The following is a 17,008-nucleotide window of genomic DNA, read 5'->3' as shown; positions in this document are numbered from 1 at the left end:
AGGTAATAAAAGTGCATGCCGATTTAACCTTTATCCTAGGCGGCGCTGCATCCGGAAAATCTGCTTTTGCGGAGCAACTTGCTGTTTCAACTGGGAAAAGTCGCGTTTACCTTGCGACATCACAAGTGTTTGATGACGAGATGCGCCTAAAAATCAGGCAACATATTGCACAACGCGGCAGCGGGTGGACGACGATCGAAGCGCCATTTGATCTATTGCCGGAACTCGCCAAGCTGACAAATGATCAGATTTGCCTGATCGATTGTGCAACCATGTGGCTGACAAATCACCTGCTGGCAGAGAATAACCTAGAGGAAGCACAGGCCGGGCTGCTTGAGGCGATGAAGACCTGTGCCGCCCAGATCGTCGTGGTATCAAACGAAGTCGGCCACGGGATCGTCCCCGACAACGCCTTGTCCCGTCGATTCCGCGAGGCGCAGGGACGGCTGAACATCGCTTTGGCTGCGCAGGCAGATCGGGTGGTGCAGGTTACGGCCGGGCTGCCGCTGGTTCTCAAAGGGCAACCCCTATGACGCGCCTGCATTTGGTACGGCACGGCCCCACCCATGCTAAAACTATGGTAGGCTGGTCCGACCTTCCTGCCGACTTGAGTGATAAGGCCGCGATTGCACGGCTTGATGCGCATCTGCCTTCCAATGCCGTCGTAATCTCATCAGACTTGTCACGCGCCAGCGATACGGCCAGCGCCATTCAAGGCACGCGACTCCGCCTTCCGCACCACCGCGATCTGCGCGAAATTAATTTCGGCAACTGGGAGATGCGCCCCTTCGCCGAGATCGAGGCGGAAGACCCCGAGCTTTGCTTTGCCTACTGGGATAATCCGGGCGAGGTCAGGCCTCCAAACGGGGAAAGCTGGAATGAGGTCCGCGCGCGTGTCGATAGGATCGTCGACACCCTGATCGCGGCCCATACCGGATGTGACCTAGTCCTGGTCGCCCATTTCGGAGTGATCCTGACTCAGGTCCAACGCGCTCTGGACGTGGACGCCCAACACGCGTTTGGTCACCGCATCGACAACCTGTCCGTCACCGAGATCACGCGCCATAACGATGGTTGGACTGTAGGTCGGATTAATCACCGACCGTGATAAGGTTGCGCACAAATCTCTGATTTACCGACGCGTCTCTGTCCGACATCGTTGCCGCATGACATATGATCTCTTTATCGGTGACCGGTTGTTCTCGAGCTGGTCCATGCGCGGATGGCTGATGCTTGAGAAATTCGGCCTGCCATACCGCACCCACATGATTGGCCTTTATTCCGGCACAATGGCGGCGGATATGGAACCACTGGCCCCGGCGCGCCTTGTTCCTGCGCTGCGTCTACCAGATGGAACCGTGGTCGGCGAAAGCCTCGCGATGGCAGAGACATTGGCCGAACGCCACCCCGAAGCAGGGCTTTGGCCGTCAGACCCCGCCGCGCGCGCCACAGCCCGGTGGCTTTGTGCTGAAATGGTTGCCGGTTTCACAGCGCTGCGGGGGCAATGCCCCATGCAGTTGAAACGTTGCTGGGAAGGGTTCAAACCTTCACCTGAAACGATGACTGATTTGCAGCGGATCGAAACCCTCTGGGCCCATGCACGGAAGGTCTCTGGCGCCGCGTCGGGCCCGCTGTTTGGTGCCTATTCTCTGGCTGATATTTTCTACACGCCGGTCGCTGCGCGGATTGTCGGCTATGGCCTGCCCGTGTCCGAGGTCAATCGTGCATACTGCATGCACCTGCTCTCTGATATCGCAGTTCGGCAATGGCGCGCCATGGGCATGACGGTCGCGTATGAGCCCTTCCCGTATCCGCAAGACCTTCCCGCACACAGTTGGCCAATTGGCGGGGGTTCAGGGGCATTGGCAGTCAGCACAGGCCCCTCGGTCAACACAGCCTGCCCCTATTCCGGCAAGCCTGTACAAGACTATCTGGAACTCGATGGCAAGATTTGGGGCCTTTGTAATCCGTTTTGCCGAGACAAGACCATTGCCGACCCTGAGGCGTGGCCGAAATTTACGGCGATGGTTGCTGACGTTAACGATTCTTAAACTGCAGCCATGGCAGCAACGTCCTGTTAACCAAGAACAGGATTGCCATGGTCGCCCGCGCCTACACCGTTGCCTTTCAAGGGGTCGATGCCCGCCCGGTCGAGGTGCAATGCGCCGTCTCACCGGGCCTTCCGGCCTTTTCCATCGTGGGATTGCCGGACAAGGCAGTCTCCGAAGCACGGGACCGTGTTCGTAGTGCGCTAAGTTCGATGGCGATCGCGCTGCCGTCGAAACGGATCACGATTAACCTTTCGCCTGCAGATCTGCCCAAAGAGGGCAGCCATTTCGACCTGCCTATCGCCGTCGCTTTGTTGACTGCGTTGGAAATCATTCCAGCGGATGCTGCCGAGGGCGCTGTCGCGTTGGGCGAGTTGTCTTTGGATGGTTCTCTGGTACCCGTCGTCGGCGCGCTGCCCGCAGCCATGACAGCAGCCGCCGATGATCGCAGCTTGCTTTGTCCCAGCGCCTCTAGCGCCGAAGCCGCGTGGGTGGATGCCACGCAGGTAATCGGAGCGGGCTCGTTGGGGGATGTGGTGCGGCACTTTACCGGTCAGTCTGCGCTGCCCGCTGCGACACCGGGCGAAGTGAAACTATCACCCAACGCACGGGACCTGCGGGACGTGAAGGGGCAAGAGCGCGCCAAACGCGCCTTGGAAATCGCCGCAGCCGGGCGGCATCATTTGATCATGATCGGGACACCGGGTTCCGGCAAATCCATGCTGGCGGCGCGTCTGCCGAGTATTTTGCCGCCTCTGAGCCCGGTCGAAGCTTTAGAGACATCGATGATCCAGTCGCTTTGCGGCTTACTGGACGAAGGTGGCATCAGCCGCGCCAGACCGTTTCGCGAGCCGCACCATACCGCTTCGATGGCCGCGATCGTGGGCGGTGGCAAAGGCGCGAAACCCGGTGAGATTTCACTGGCGCATAACGGCGTCCTGTTCATGGACGAGTTTCCCGAATTTCCGCGCACAGTTTTGGAAACCCTGCGCCAACCTATTGAAACCGGAGAGGTAATGGTCGCCCGCGCCAACGCCCATTTGAAATACCCATGCCGCTTTATGCTGGTAGCCGCCGCGAACCCGTGCAAATGCGGATACCTGACGGACCCATCCCGCGCCTGTTCACGCGCGCCGGTCTGTGGTGAGGATTACTTGGGGCGTATCTCAGGGCCGTTGATGGACTGGTTCGATTTGCGCATCGAAGTCCCTCCGGTCGGATTTACCGATCTCGATCTGCCGCCTACCGGCGACAGCTCTGCGACCGTCGCAGAGCGGGTCGAAGCGGCGCGCGCCATACAAGCAGATCGCTTTCGCGACACGCCAAATACCCGTCAAAACGCAGATGTCGAAGGCAATGTGCTGGAAGAAATCGCCGCCCCTGATGCCCAGGGCAAAGAACTATTACTGAAAGCCGCGGAACGCTTTGGCCTGTCGGCCCGCGCCTTTCACCGCATCCTACGCGTGGCCCGCACCATTGCCGACCTCGAAGGTGAGCCGGATGTGCGCCGCCCCCATGTCGCCGAGGCGCTGAGCTTTCGCATCAGCGCCAAAGCAGGAGCTTAAAGTTTCGCCTCAATCGCTTGCCAGATTTTCTCGGCGATGTTCACGCCATTGAACCGCTCAAGCTCCTGAATACCAGTGGGTGAGGTCACGTTGATCTCGGTCAGGTAGTCGCCAATTACATCGATCCCCACAAAGATCTGACCACGTTCCTTCAATAACGGTCCGATCGCAGCGCAGATTTCCATATCTCGCTCGGACAGGCCGATTTTCTCGGGGCGCCCGCCCACATGCATGTTCGAGCGGGTCTCGCCCTCAGCTGGAACCCGGTTGATGGCGCCCACCGGCTCACCATCGACAAGTATGACCCGCTTGTCGCCATTGCGCACATCGGGCAGGAATTTCTGCGCGATCAGAGGCTCACGAGAAAAGCCGGTGAACAGCTCATGCAGCGACGTCAGGTTGCGGTCATTCGCATCAAGACGGAATACGCCAGCACCTCCGTTGCCGTAAAGCGGCTTGAGGATGATGTCGCCATGCTTTTCCTTGAACGCCTTGATGGTTCGCAAATCCCGCGCAATCGTGGTGGGCGGAGTCAGTTCAGGGAAATCCAGAACCAGCAGCTTTTCGGGATAGTTTCGCACCCAAAACGGATCGTTAACCACCAGGGCCTGCCCCTTTAGCCGGTCAAGCAAATGGGTCGAGGTGATGTAGTGCATGTCAAACGGGGGGTCTTGGCGCAGCCAGACGACATCAAATTCAGCAAGGTCCACTTCACGCTCAGGGCCCAACACTGCCGGGTTGCCAGCGACTCGTTGCACCGTCATGTCATGGCCGCGCGCCGTGATCTTGCCTTCCTGGTAAGCGAGTTGATCCGGGCCGTAAAAAAACAGCTGGTGGCCGCGCGCCTGAGCCTCTTCTGCCAGACGGAAAGAGCTGTCGGCGTTGATATCCACGGCCCCGATTGGGTCCATCTGAAAGGCGATCTTCATGGTGTATCCCTCAATTCCACGCTCGATACATGGCGCAGAGGCTTGACGGGTTCAATGGGGGTCAGTCCAAACCAAAGGCGTTTTCGATGATTTGAACAGTTCCAGTGTCATCAACCAGTGCCGCATCAAACCGAGTATTCGTCAGCTGACCAGCAGGCTCCTGTTCAAGAAACTGGGCAGCGGATGCGCAAATTCGATCCATCTGTCGGCGACTAATCCGAGCGGCTGCACGGTCAAAACTACGGCTTTTCTTAACCTCAATGAAGACCAACCCATCTGCGTTGCGCGCGATCAGATCTATTTCACCGCCAGCACCGCACCACCTGCGTCTTGCGATTGAATAACCCCGTCGCACGTATTCGGCGGCCACGCAAAGTTCGGCGGATTGTCCAGCGTGATAAGATACAGAACCCCGAACGGATCTCTGTGCCATATCATCCCTTTCCCAGCTTCAGAGCCATCTGATAGATCGGACGGCGCGGCAGGCTGAACATCTCTGACACCAAATCTGCCGCATCCCGCACCGAATGCGTTTGCAAAGCTTTTTTCAATGCCCCTTCTACATCAGAGTCCTTAACAGATTGCGAATGGGCGCGATCCACAAGCAGAACCACCTCGCCCTTAACCGATAAGCCCTCGTACTCTGTTGCCAGATCAGCGAGCGTCCCTCGGCGAGTTTCTTCAAACTTTTTGGTGAGTTCACGGCACAGGGCCGCCTGTCGGTCGCCACCCAAAATATCCGCGAGATCAGAGAGGCAGGCAGCCACGCGCTTCGGCGATTCATAGAAGACGAGCGTTCCGGGGACGCTGCGCAGGGATTCGATTCGTGAACGCCGTGCGCCAGAGGCATTGGGCAAGAACCCGGCAAAGAAAAATGCATCCGTGGGAAGCCCCGCCAATGTCAGCGCCGTCAAAACAGCAGACGGTCCCGGTGCACATGTCACGTTGTGCCCAGCCTCAGCCGCCTGACGGCCCAAATCATAGCCGGGATCGGCGATCAGCGGCATTCCCGCCTCGGACGCGTAAGCCACCGATTGCCCTTGTTCCAGCGCCTCAAGTATTTTGCCCCGCGCGCCCGCGCCGCTGTGATCGTGGTAGGCCAATATGCGGCGCCCTTCGAGCGGCACGCCATGGATTTCCATCAAACGTCGCAAGCTGCGTGTATCTTCGGCAGCAATCATGTCTGCCGAGGCCAAAACATCGAGCGCCCTGAGCGTAATATCGCGTGCCGTCCCGATTGGGGTGGCAATAAAGTACAGCCCAGCGGCCAATCTGATCTTTTGGAAATTCAAAGCTGGACCCTCACAGCGTGACGTTTATTATCGCGGTTCAATAGACCAAGGTGCCCTCAGACGCCGGATCAGGGAGTTTTCTTTTAGATGTTTACCGTTTGCAAGCCCGCACGCAAACTGGCGAAATCCGCCATTGTACTGGCCACGGCCGCTTTTCTGGCCGCCTGTGAAGTCGGCGGCATCAGCGGAGGCCCCTCGATCGACACCTCTGACCCGGTTCCGGTGGCCCTGTTGGTCCCAAGCGGATCACCTCAGTCTGGCGATGCGGCCCTTGCCCGTAGCCTTGAGAACGCAGCGCGGCTGGCTATAGCGGATTTGCCGAACGTCAAGATTGATCTGCGCGTCTACGACACGGCCGGAAATGCCGGAACGGCCTCGGCGGTTGCACAGCAAGCTGTAGCGGACGGGGCCAAGATCATTCTTGGGCCAGTGTACGCACAAGCCGCAAACGCGGCAGGACTTGCGGTGCTAAACAACAATGTGAACGTGCTGTCCTTCTCGAACAACACCAGCATTGCGGGCGGCAATGTCTATGTGCTTGGCCCCACTTTCCAGAACACGGCCAACAGGCTGGTGAACTACGCCGGACAGCAGGGTAAAAACAGTACTGTCATTGTGCACAGCAATGACTCAGCAGGCCAGCTAGGCCAGTCTGCCATCGCTGCCGCGCTCAGCAACAGCCGCGTCAACAATGCGGGCACAGTTGGATATGACCGGTCTCAGCAGGGCGTGATCGATTCGGTTTCGGCGATCAAAGCAACGGTCGATTCGACCGGCGCGGATTCAATTTTCCTGACCGCGACAACCGCAGGCGCGCTGCCGCTTTACAGCCAGTTGTTGCCCGAGGCTGGTGTATCTCCTGCGACAACTCAGTATATCGGCCTGACACGCTGGGACATTCCGGCCCAAACGCTGGAATTGCCTGGCGTACAAGGTGGCTGGTTCGCACTTCCCGATCCGGCAAAGGCACAGGCTTATCGCCAGCGTTACAACAACACCTATGGTGAGGCACCACACCCGATCAGCGGGCTTGCCTATGACGGAATCGCTGCGATCGGAGCCTTGGTCAGCCAGGGCAAATCGAACGCGTTGACAGGTGCAGCATTAACCCAGAACGCCGGTTTTCAGGGTGTCGGCGGTATTTTCCGCCTGCGGCCAAACGGTACGAACGAACGCGGTCTGGCTGTTGCCACGATCCAGAACAAACAGGTGGTTGTGATTGACCCTGCCCCACAAAGCTTCTCTGGCGCCGGATTCTAATCGACCGGCGCAGGGCTCTGCGCCCGATGTCAATCTGATCTGCGCGGCTGACGAGATTTTTAACAACGCCGAGGTCAATGCCAACCTGTCCGCCGCTGTTGAAATCAGTTCGGACAACGCAGCCTTGCGCACCGAGACGGTGCGCATTCTGCGAGAGGCGCAAAAGACAGGCCGCAAGGCGATTGCGGACGCCTTTGCCGAGCGCCCATTTGATGCACTGCCGCTGACGCATTCCTATACCTATCTGACGGATCAGATGGTCGGGACAGCAATGCGCATCGCCAGCGAGCATCTGCATCCGCTGGCAAATCCCACGCAAGGCGAGAAAATCGCTGTGCTGGCAGTGGGAGGTTATGGCCGGGGTGAGATGGCCCCGTCATCCGATGTAGATCTGCTTTTTCTGACGCCGTACAAAATCACCGCCTGGGCCGAGAGCGTGATCGAATCCATGCTCTATATTCTCTGGGATCTGCGGCTGAAGGTCGGTCACTCTTCACGCACGATCAAAGATTGCCTGCGTCTGGGGGCCGATGACTTCACCATCCGTACCGCCATGCTGGAACAACGGTATCTCGTCGGGGATCAGCCCCTTGCGCAAGAACTTGAAGCGCGCCTGAAGACCGATCTTTTCAAAGGCACCGAGCGGGAATTTATCGAAGCCAAGCTGAAAGAGCGCGATGAGCGGCACCTGAAGCAGGGTGAACGCTATATGGTCGAACCCAATGTCAAAGAGGGCAAGGGCGGCTTGCGCGACCTGCAATCGCTCTACTGGATCGCAAAATATATCTATGGCGTAACGGATGTGGCCGAACTGGTCCCTATGGGCCTCTTTACGCCCGAAGAGTTTGACGAGTTCGCGCAAGCCGAAGAATTCCTCTGGGCTGTCAGGTCTCATTTGCATCTGGTGACAGGCCGCGCGACGGAACAACTGACCTTCGATCTGCAGGTCGAGGTGGCCGATCGTATGGGATATCAAGACCGCGCCGGTCGGCGCGCCGTCGAGGTGTTCATGCAACGCTATTTCCGCGAAGCCACCCGTGTGGGCGAATTGACACGGATTTTCCTGACCAAACTGGAAGCCTCGCACATGAAGGGCGCGGCCTTGCTGGAACGTATTTTCCGCCGTCGCCCCCGCGTCAAGGCCGGTTACCGCGTGGTCCATGGCCGTCTGGATATCGCGGACCCTGACACGTTCCTGTCAGACAAGGTCAACCTGTTACGGTTGTTCGAAGAGGGTTTGCGCACGGGTATGCTGATCCATCCCGACGCAATGCGGTTGGTAACGGCCAACCTGAACCTGATCGACGATGAGATGCGCAACGACAAAGAGGCGCGGCGCATCTTTCTTGATCTGATGCTGAAACACGGCAACCCCGAACGTGCCCTGCGACGAATGAACGAGTTGGGGGTTCTGTCAGCCTTTTTGCCCGAGTTTGAGCACATCGTGGCGATGATGCAGTTCAATATGTATCACAGCTACACGGTGGACGAGCATACGATCCAGTGCATCGTCAATTTGGCGCAGATCGAGCGAGGAGAGTTAATCGAGGAACTGCCCTTGGCGTCATCCATCCTGGAGGGTGGTGTTAGCCGAAAGGTTCTATACGTGGCTCTGTTGCTGCACGACATCGGCAAAGGACGCCCCGAAGATCATTCGATTCTGGGTGCGCAAATCGCGCGCAAAGTGGCACCACGATTAGGGCTGAGCAAGGCGGATTCTGAAACCGTCGAATGGCTTGTACGCTATCACTTGCTGATGTCCGATATGGCGCAAAAACGCGACATCTCAGACCCGCGCACAATCCGCGATTTCGCGAAAGCTGTTGCAACCGTCAAACGGCTGGACTTGCTGACGGTGCTAACAGTCTGTGACATCCGCGGTGTCGGACCAACGACCTGGAACAACTGGAAGGCTACATTGCTGCGCGCTTTGCATGCTGACACCAAACACGCACTGGAATCCGGGATGGAGGCGCTTAACCGAGCCAATCGTGGAGATGGGGCGAAAAAGCGGTTGCGGGCCGAATTGGAAAACTGGTCCAAATCTGATCTGAAAACCGAAACCGGGCGGCATTATGATCCGTATTGGCAGGGACTGAACCTTTCGACACATGTCGAATTCGCGGAAATGTTGAAATCGCTGGAGGACAGCGGCGATCCAGGTGCCGTAGAAATCCGTCTGCATCCGGATGAGGATCGCGACGCCACCCGCGCGTGTTTTGCCATGGGTGATCATCCGGGTATTTTTTCTCGCATTGCAGGGGCACTTGCCCTTGTCGGAGCCAATGTGGTTGATGCCCGCAGCTATACGACGAAAGACGGATATGTAACTGATGCGTTCTGGGTTCAGGACGCCGAGGGCCATCCCTTCGAGGCCACGCGCCTGCCTCGGCTGACCCAGATGATTCACAAGACACTCAGGGGTGAGGTGGTCGCACGGGACGCATTGAAATCCCGCGACAAGATCAAGAAGCGCGAACGCGCCTTCAACGTCCCGACCCATATCACCTTCGACAACGAAGGTTCAGAGATTTACACGATCATCGAAGTCGACACCCGCGACCGGCCCGGACTGCTATATGATTTGACGCGCACGATGGCAGCCGCCAATGTCTATATCGCGAACGCAGTGATCGCCACCTATGGCGAACAGGTGGTCGACACGTTCTATGTCAAGGATATGTTCGGCCTGAAATACCACTCTGAGGCCAAGCAACGCGGGTTGGAAGCCAAGCTGCGCGCGGCCATCACCGAAGGTGCCGAGCGGGCCGCATCATGAAGCCGATCCGCCTGATTTCAGGCTTTTTCACCGTTGGGTTCTGGACCTTGGCAAGCCGCATTCTGGGCTTTTTGCGGGAAATCCTGCTGACCGCTTATATCGGGCCCGGACCTGTGATGGATGCCTTCGTCGCAGCCTTCCGACTGCCTAATATGTTCCGCCGCTTCTTTGCCGAGGGCGCATTCAACGCAGCCTTTGTTCCAATGTTTTCAAAACGCCTTGAAGGCGGCGAAGACGCCGAAGGTTTCGCACAGGATGCGTTTAACCTGTTGGCGGTGGCGGTGTTGGCGCTAGTCGGTCTGGCGATGGTCTTCATGCCCGCGTTGGTTTGGATAACCGCCGAAGGATTCTATGGTGATGAACGCTTCGATCTGGCGGTGGATTATGGTTACGTCGTGTTCCCCTACATCCTGTTTATGTCCCTCGCTGCGTTGTTTTCCGGAGTATTGAACGCAACCGGACGCTTCGCCGCTGCAGCCGCCGCCCCTGTGCTGCTGAACATATTCGCCTGCTCCGCGTTAATCTTTGGCGCGATATCTGGTGGAGACATCATACGCTGGCTCATCGCGGTCATCCCAGTCGCAGGCATCGCGCAATTGGCGCTTGTCTGGATTGCGACTGAACGCGCCGGAATTCGCATTCGGCTCGGTCGGCCAAAGCTCAGCCCAGAAATGCGCCGCATGGTGCGGATCGCGGTTCCTGCGGCGTTGGCGATGGGCGTAACGCAAGTCAATCTTGTAGTCGGACAGCTTGTGGCATCAAAAACCGAAAAGGCAGTCAGTTGGTTGTTTGCCGCAGATCGTTTGTATCAACTGCCGCTCGGAGTGGTTGGCATTGCCGTCGGCATCGTGCTGTTACCCGACCTGTCGCGCCGCCTGCGCGCAGACGACAAAGATGGAGCACGCAACGCCTTTTCAAGAGCCGGAGAGTTTACTTTGCTGCTGACCTTGCCTTCGACAGTCGCCTTTATGATCATCCCCGGCCCGTTGGTCTCGGTCCTGTTCCAACGTGGCCAGTTCAGCGCCGAAGATACAGCGGCGACCGCCTTGGCCGTGGCCATCTATGGTATCGGGCTGCCCGCATTCATGCTGCAGAAGCTGCTGCAACCGTTGTTCTTCGCCCGCGAGGATACCAAATCACCGTTTCGATACGCTGTGGTTGCGATGGTGGTGAATGCCGGGCTTGCCTTTGGGCTTTATCCCATTTTCGGGTGGATTGCGCCCGCAATCGCAGCGTCGACTGCTGGCTGGGCCATGGTTGCGCTGCTTGCAATCGGCGCGCGCAGAATGGGCGACGAAGCCCGATTTGATGACCGGTTCAAACAGCGGATCTGGCGGGTCGTGGCGGCATCGGCTGGCATGGGGGTGGTGTTGTTTACGGCCATTAACCTCTTCGGCTCGACGTTCGGCGTACCAGGCTGGCGTTACCTTGCGCTGATCGTGCTCATTGTAACTGCGGCGGTGGCCTACTTCCTATTGGGGCACCTCTTGGGGGCCTTCAGGATTTCGGAATTCCGAACAGCGCTGCGCCGTAGCTAAGGCGCATCAATCCCGCCGGGTTTTGCTAAGGATACGCGCCCATCCACCCGGAGCCAGAAAGAAAGACAAACCAAACCCGGTGGCAAAACCGCCCAGATCGGCGACCCAATCCGAGGTCCCACCGAAGATCAGACCGAACAGCAACTGAATGCCCATAAGAACCGCGATCAGGCTGAATGCGCGCGATTGGTTTTCACCCACCAGAGAAAGCTTGCGCCATAGCAACCACGTGAACGCACCGATTAGCCCGTAGACCGGAGGAAACCCACCAACCAATGGATATGGCGGGTTCAACAGCACCGCATAGGCCAACGCTCCGCCGACACCGGACAAGACGAATATGATCAGCATGGCGACGCTGCCAAAGACCTCAGCCACCATCTTCCCCATCGCCAGAACAAACACGCAGACAAACACAGCTTGTGTGAAATTGGCCTGAACAAAGGGATATGTGACAAAGCGGATCACATGTTCGAACGGCCAGCGCCCGTTCTGGACCATCCAATCGAATATATCGGGCGAAAAGGTATATTGCTGCAACGCATCCAAGCGCCAACCAACAGCAGTCGGCCCTCCGACCAAGCCCCTGCTGCCAAGCAAGAAGATCAGTTCAATCCCGATGATGAACAGAACCAGCGCCACCACGACCGGCGGCAGAGGGTTCACGGGCGGTGTATAATGCTCACTGCTCATTGGGCTGGCCTTTCGCGGCTGTTGACGTCCCTTGGCCTCATGGGTAAGCGACGGGGGCTGATTTTTCCAGACAGGAGTTTCCTTCGATGACCGAGACCCAATTCACGCCGCGCGTGTTTTCCGGCATCCAGCCTTCAGGAAACCTGCACTTGGGTAATTACCTGGGTGCACTTAAACGTTTCGTGGATATGCAGGGGCCGGAATACGAGACCGTCTACTGCATGGTCGACCTCCACGCGATTACTGTCTGGCAAGATCCGGATCGTCTGCGTGAAAAGACCCGCGAAGTTTGCGCGGGGTTCATTGCCGCTGGTCTGGATCCCGAGAAATCCATCCTGTTCAATCAGAGCCAGGTGCCCGAGCACACACAGCTGGCATGGATCTTCAACTGCATCGCCCGTATCGGCTGGATGCAGCGAATGACACAGTTCAAGGACAAGGCCGGTAAGAATGCGCAGAATGCTTCGCTGGGTCTGTTCGCCTATCCTGCCCTGATGGCGGCAGACATTCTGGTCTATCACGCGACCCATGTGCCTGTTGGTGAAGACCAGAAGCAACATCTGGAACTGACGCGCGACATCGCAATCAAGTTCAACCATGACTATGGCGTCGATTTCTTTCCGGTAACCGAACCGGTCATCGGTGGGCCTGCGCCCCGTGTGATGAACCTGCGTGACGGGTCCCGGAAGATGTCGTCGTCAGACCCGTCTGATATGACGCGGATCAACATGACCGATGATGCCGACGCCATCGCCAAGAAGATCCGTAAAGCCAAGACCGATCCGGACGCTTTGCCATCGGAGGTCGATGGCCTTGAAGACCGTCCCGAGGCGCGCAATCTGGTGAATATCTATGCCGCGCTTAGCGACCAGACGGCCGCACAAGTGCTGGCTGAGGTCGGCGGGAAGCAATTCGGTGAGTTCAAGCCATTGTTGGCAGAACTTGCGGTCTCGAAACTCTCGCCCATTTCAACCGAAATGGCGCGCCTGATGGGCGAAGAGGCCGAGATTGATCAGATTCTCGCCCGAGGTGCTGAACGGGCACGTGCAATCGCGGCCCCGATTCTGCAGCAGACCTACGAGATTGTAGGGATGGTCGGTGCGGGCAAGTCCTGACCACGCGATCGCAATCCAAAAAGAACGCCGCCCTTTCTCGGGCGGCGTTTTTCGTTCCGTCGGCTCTTATGCCGCCTGCAGGCTCAGCATCTCGTGCACGATGGATTCCGCAACTTCGTGCGGGCTGACCGCTTCGGCTTTGGCCCGTGTCAGGATGCGATCCATCGTCTGCTCCAGCGCCTGCAACCTACCGGCGACCCAAGCTTCACGCTCTGCGACACGGAGGATTTCCGTCGCCACATTCACGATACCACCGCCATTGGCGACGAAGTCAGGGGCGTAAAGAATGCCACGCTCGTGGAGCAACTGCGCGTCCCGATCGCTGGACAACTGATTATTTGCCCCTCCGGCCACAGCGCCGACTTTCAGTAATGGAATACTCGTTTCGTTCAGGATGCCGCCGATCGCACAAGGCGCAAAGATATCCGCTTCAACGCCGTAGATCGCATCGGGTGCAACGACCCGTGCCGCAAACCGTTCGGCCACGCGGGCCGCTTGCCGGGTGTCGATGTCAGTTACGATTAACTGCGCACCAGAATCGTGCAACAACTGGCACAAATGCTCGCCTACATGGCCAAGACCCTGAACCGATACCGTCAGGCCTTTAAGGCCAGAAAGCCTGAACCGGTGCTGCGCTGTCACCCGGATAGCATTGAATATCCCGCGCGCCGTTATCGGAGACGGATCACCGCTGGCGAACTCACCTTCCGCCAGCCCAGCCACAAATTCGGTTTCAGACCCGATATGCGCCATATCTGCAGGCGTCATACCCATATCTTCTGCCGTCCAGTACAGACCGTTCAAACCTTGAATCACGCGCCCAAAGGCCTGCAAAAGTTCAGGTGATTTATCCTCATGAGGATCCCCGATAATGACAGCCTTGCCTCCCCCGAGCGGCAGATCTGCCGCGGCGTTCTTGAACGTCATGCCCCTTGCCAGTCGCAAAGCATCGTCCAGGGCCTCGGCTCGGTGGCCATAAGGGCGCATGCGCACACCGCCCGCAGCGGGGCCACGTTGCGTTGAGTGGATCGCGATGTAGCCCAATAGACCAAGTGAGTTATCTTTGAATTCGACCACGCGCTCGTGCTCTGGCGCGTCTACGATGGTGATGTCCATTCTTCTCCTCCGGAATGCTTCCGAGAGTTTGCCACCTATCGTCGAGTGATTTTCACCCTTTTGTCACTATATCAGGGAAATTTTTGGTGCTAAAATCTAAAATTGAAAACTTTTGTGGAGTTTTTCGCCATGGATGATATCGATTCCAAGATAATCCGCGCCCTTCAAAACGATGGCCGTATGACTGTCATTGATTTGGCGGAGCATGTCGGGCTGTCCCCGACACCCTGCGCACGGCGTTTGGATCGACTACAGCGGGACGGGATTATCACCGGCTACTCCGCTCAGGTCGACCCCGAGCGGCTTGGATTCGGCGTTACAATCTTTGTGTCTGTGGAGTTGGAGAAACAGGATCGCAACGCCATCGATTCCTTCGAAAAGGCCATTCGCCGCTGTGATGAGGTGATGGATTGCTACCTCATGACCGGATCACGCGACATTCTGCTGCGCGTGGTTGCCAAAGACCTCAATGCGTTTGATGCATTTCTGGAAAACCGACTTATGAAAATTTCGGGCATTCGAAACCTACGATCAAACTTCGCTTTGCGCACCATGGTCAAACGCGAAGCGCTGCCTCAGCACCACGGATAATCTGCTGGACCTTGCGTCAGCCCCAACCTAGGTTTCCCCGAAGCTTGAGGGAGGGCGCAATGGCAGTCGGCAAAAACATCCGCACCTATTTCAACGGCCAATGGCATGACGGGGACGCACCGATCATGCGTGCTGCTGACCATGGCGCATGGCTGGGCTCATCGGTGTTTGACGGAGCCCGCTTCTTCGATGGAATGACCCCGGATCTTGATGCCCATTGCGCCCGCGTAAACCGATCGGCCGAGGCGCTTATGCTCACACCATCTGTGACGACCGAACAGATGGTCGATCTGGTTCACGAAGGGTTGCAGAGTTACGCACCTGACACCGCCGTTTACATTCGCCCCATGTATTGGGGCATCGACGGGGATCACACCGCCATCGTCCCTCAGGAAAACAGCACTGGCTTTGCCATCTGTCTTGAAGAAATCCCAATGGCACCCGAAACCGCCTCGGCGACGCTGACAACCACTCGGTTCCGCCGCCCTGTTCTGGAATCCGCTGTGGTCAACGCAAAGGCAGGGTGCCTGTATCCGAACAATGCCCGGATGTTGCAGGAGGCACGCAGCAAGGGCTTTTCAAACGCCCTTGTGGCCGACGCGATGGGGCATGTGGCCGAGACTGCGACCGCAAATATCTTCATGGCGCGCGATGGTGAGGTTTTTACTCCAATCCCCAATGGGACATTCTTGGCCGGGATTACACGCGCGCGGCATATTAAAAACCTGCGCGCCGACGGTGTAACCGTGCATGAAACCGTGCTGAGTTTCGATGACTTTCACGACGCGGACGAAGTGTTCATGAGCGGTAACATGAGCAAAGTGACGCCCATCACCGCGCTGGATGACACCCAGTATCAGGTGGGCCCAATCGCCCGTCGCACACGCGAGATGTACTGGGATTGGGCTGCAAGCAATTGCTGATCTGCTCCTTTTCTGTTTCAGTTGCCACTGCTTACCCTGTGGGGCATGATCCCGAAAACAAACGAGGACAAACATGCGCAAGTTCCTAGTCGTTCTGGACGACAGCCGTGAATGCCTGAACGCCATGCGCTTTGCCGCTATGCGTGCGGCACATACTGGCGGCGGGGTTACGGTTCTTTCGGTAATTCCACCGGACGAATTCAACCACTGGATCGGTGTTGCCGAGGTGATGCGCGAAGAAGCGCGTGAACGTATTCACGCCCATTTCGAGGTGTTCGCCAAATGGATGCGCGACAAACAGGGTGTCGAGCCCGAATTGGCAATCCGTGAAGGCGATCCGGTGGCCGAAATCATTGAACATGTCCAATCCGATCCCGAGATCGGGGTATTGGTTCTGGGTGCAGGTACTGACAAAAAAGGCCCCGGACCGTTGGTGACACAACTGACCCGGAACTCTGGAAGCTTGCCCATTCCTATTACTATCGTGCCCGGCGATCTGAGCAAAGAGAAGCTGGAAGCCATCACCTGAGGTGAATTTATGTCCGCGAAGCTGCAGTTCTGGTTCGACTTCGCATCGACCTATTCTTATCTCAGCGCGATGCGTATCCAGCAGGCGGCTTCGGAATATGGAGTTGCCATAGAATGGCACCCATTCCTTCTGGGGCCGATCTTTGCTGAACAGGGATGGAACAACTCGCCGTTCAACCTCTACCCTGCAAAAGGTCGGTACATGTGGCGGGACATGGAACGGCTTTGCGCCGCGCGCGATTTACCATTTCGGCGGCCTGAGCCATTTCCGCAAAACAGCTTGAAAGCAGCAAGGCTAGCGCTGGCGATCGAACCAGCTGATCAACGGGCAGCCTTTGTACGCACTGTCTATTCTGCACAGTTTGGTTCCGGTCGTGACATATCGAATCCGGCGGTTCTGGTTGAGTGCCTTACCAAATCTGGCGTTTCGACTGATCTGATGGATCGGATAAGCGACCCCGCGATCAAGGCTGCCTTGTTCGAGCAAGTTACTCAGGCCAAGGATAAACACATCTTTGGTGCGCCGAGTTTCGTTATTGGGGACGAGCTATTCTGGGGTGATGATCGTCTGGATGATGCGATTTCTTACGCCGCCGCAATTTAGAACGGTTCCAAATCTTGACTTCCCCCG

The 17,008-nt window shown here is 57.4% G+C and carries 17 protein-coding genes; 12 read left to right on the top strand and 5 right to left on the bottom strand.

Features of this window, described 5'->3' with window-relative positions; translation table 11 throughout:
- Window positions 1–11 precede the first annotated feature (11 nt).
- From cobU to ACR0DE_RS15740, 4 genes are read left to right on the top strand one after another with little or no spacing between them, the layout of a single operon-like run.
- Window positions 12–533 carry a bifunctional adenosylcobinamide kinase/adenosylcobinamide-phosphate guanylyltransferase gene (gene cobU / locus ACR0DE_RS15755; RefSeq protein ID WP_170514161.1) on the top strand — a complete coding sequence of 174 codons (522 nt, stop codon included), beginning with the start codon at window positions 12–14 and terminating at the stop codon, window positions 531–533.
- A complete protein-coding gene (locus ACR0DE_RS15750; RefSeq protein WP_480754164.1) occupies window positions 530–1,108 on the top strand; it encodes a histidine phosphatase family protein in 579 nt (192 codons plus the stop codon). Before cobU ends, ACR0DE_RS15750 begins: the two co-directional genes overlap by 4 nt.
- A gap of 58 nt (window positions 1,109–1,166) precedes the next feature.
- Window positions 1,167–2,051, top strand: a complete 885-nt coding sequence (locus tag ACR0DE_RS15745; RefSeq protein ID WP_480754162.1) for a glutathione S-transferase — start codon at window positions 1,167–1,169, stop codon at window positions 2,049–2,051.
- A 47-nt stretch (window positions 2,052–2,098) separates the two neighbouring features.
- Entirely contained in the window at window positions 2,099–3,613 is a 1,515-nt protein-coding gene (locus tag ACR0DE_RS15740) for a YifB family Mg chelatase-like AAA ATPase (protein ID WP_480754160.1), read from the top strand.
- On the opposite strand, the gene gshB is transcribed toward ACR0DE_RS15740, so the two are convergent.
- The 3 genes from gshB to rsmI all read right to left on the bottom strand — a co-directional run bounded on the left by gshB (window position 3,610) and on the right by rsmI (window position 5,834).
- Window positions 3,610–4,542 carry a glutathione synthase gene (gene gshB / locus ACR0DE_RS15735; RefSeq protein ID WP_170626154.1) on the bottom strand — a complete coding sequence of 311 codons (933 nt, stop codon included), beginning with the start codon at window positions 4,540–4,542 and terminating at the stop codon, window positions 3,610–3,612. The genes ACR0DE_RS15740 and gshB overlap by 4 nt on opposite strands.
- 61 nt (window positions 4,543–4,603) lie before the next feature.
- Window positions 4,604–4,975: a YraN family protein gene (locus ACR0DE_RS15730; RefSeq protein ID WP_223117558.1), complete on the bottom strand. Its 372-nt coding sequence runs from the start codon at window positions 4,973–4,975 to the stop codon at window positions 4,604–4,606.
- Window position 4,976: 1 nt separating this feature from the next.
- Window positions 4,977–5,834 (bottom strand): 16S rRNA (cytidine(1402)-2'-O)-methyltransferase, encoded by an 858-nt coding sequence (rsmI, locus tag ACR0DE_RS15725; protein WP_480754157.1) that lies wholly within the window; start codon window positions 5,832–5,834, stop codon window positions 4,977–4,979.
- Between the two features lie 87 nt (window positions 5,835–5,921).
- Here rsmI and ACR0DE_RS15720 point away from each other — a divergent pair, with 87 nt between their 5' ends.
- From ACR0DE_RS15720 to murJ, 3 genes are read left to right on the top strand one after another with little or no spacing between them, the layout of a single operon-like run.
- On the top strand, window positions 5,922–7,094 hold the full coding sequence (locus ACR0DE_RS15720) for a penicillin-binding protein activator (RefSeq protein ID WP_170395865.1): 1,173 nt from the start codon (window positions 5,922–5,924) through the stop codon (window positions 7,092–7,094).
- Entirely contained in the window at window positions 7,054–9,873 is a 2,820-nt protein-coding gene (locus tag ACR0DE_RS15715; RefSeq protein WP_480754155.1) for a [protein-PII] uridylyltransferase, read from the top strand. Before ACR0DE_RS15720 ends, ACR0DE_RS15715 begins: the two co-directional genes overlap by 41 nt.
- The gene (gene murJ / locus ACR0DE_RS15710) at window positions 9,870–11,411 is read left to right on the top strand and encodes a murein biosynthesis integral membrane protein MurJ (protein WP_480754153.1); all 1,542 of its coding nucleotides are present in this window, start codon (window positions 9,870–9,872) and stop codon (window positions 11,409–11,411) included. Before ACR0DE_RS15715 ends, murJ begins: the two co-directional genes overlap by 4 nt.
- Before the next feature lie 6 nt (window positions 11,412–11,417).
- Here the strand turns inward: murJ and ACR0DE_RS15705 are convergent, their stop codons facing one another.
- A complete protein-coding gene (locus ACR0DE_RS15705; protein WP_170423757.1) occupies window positions 11,418–12,104 on the bottom strand; it encodes a rhomboid family intramembrane serine protease in 687 nt (228 codons plus the stop codon).
- A gap of 86 nt (window positions 12,105–12,190) precedes the next feature.
- Here ACR0DE_RS15705 and trpS point away from each other — a divergent pair, with 86 nt between their 5' ends.
- Window positions 12,191–13,219: a tryptophan--tRNA ligase gene (gene trpS / locus ACR0DE_RS15700; protein WP_170408313.1), complete on the top strand. Its 1,029-nt coding sequence runs from the start codon at window positions 12,191–12,193 to the stop codon at window positions 13,217–13,219.
- Between the two features lie 66 nt (window positions 13,220–13,285).
- On the opposite strand, the gene ACR0DE_RS15695 is transcribed toward trpS, so the two are convergent.
- The gene (locus ACR0DE_RS15695) at window positions 13,286–14,335 is read right to left on the bottom strand and encodes a Glu/Leu/Phe/Val family dehydrogenase (protein ID WP_480754149.1); all 1,050 of its coding nucleotides are present in this window, start codon (window positions 14,333–14,335) and stop codon (window positions 13,286–13,288) included.
- A gap of 129 nt (window positions 14,336–14,464) precedes the next feature.
- On the opposite strand from ACR0DE_RS15695, the gene ACR0DE_RS15690 reads away from it, so the two are divergent.
- The 4 genes from ACR0DE_RS15690 (at window position 14,465) to ACR0DE_RS15675 (ending at window position 16,981) form a co-directional block, all read left to right on the top strand.
- Complete coding sequence (locus ACR0DE_RS15690) at window positions 14,465–14,926, top strand: Lrp/AsnC family transcriptional regulator (protein ID WP_170664041.1); 462 nt, start codon at window positions 14,465–14,467, stop codon at window positions 14,924–14,926.
- 59 nt (window positions 14,927–14,985) lie between these two features.
- On the top strand, window positions 14,986–15,849 hold the full coding sequence (locus ACR0DE_RS15685; RefSeq protein ID WP_480754147.1) for a branched-chain amino acid aminotransferase: 864 nt from the start codon (window positions 14,986–14,988) through the stop codon (window positions 15,847–15,849).
- A 73-nt stretch (window positions 15,850–15,922) separates the two neighbouring features.
- Window positions 15,923–16,378, top strand: coding sequence for a universal stress protein (locus tag ACR0DE_RS15680; RefSeq protein WP_074736907.1), 456 nt, complete (start codon window positions 15,923–15,925; stop codon window positions 16,376–16,378).
- Window positions 16,379–16,387: 9 nt separating this feature from the next.
- Window positions 16,388–16,981 (top strand): DsbA family protein, encoded by a 594-nt coding sequence (locus ACR0DE_RS15675; protein ID WP_480754145.1) that lies wholly within the window; start codon window positions 16,388–16,390, stop codon window positions 16,979–16,981.
- Window positions 16,982–17,008: the final 27 nt, after the last annotated feature.

Source organism: Ruegeria sp. C10 (assembly GCF_056537805.1).
Note: the sequence above shows the minus strand (reverse complement) of the source record. Positions and strands in the feature narration are given on the sequence as shown.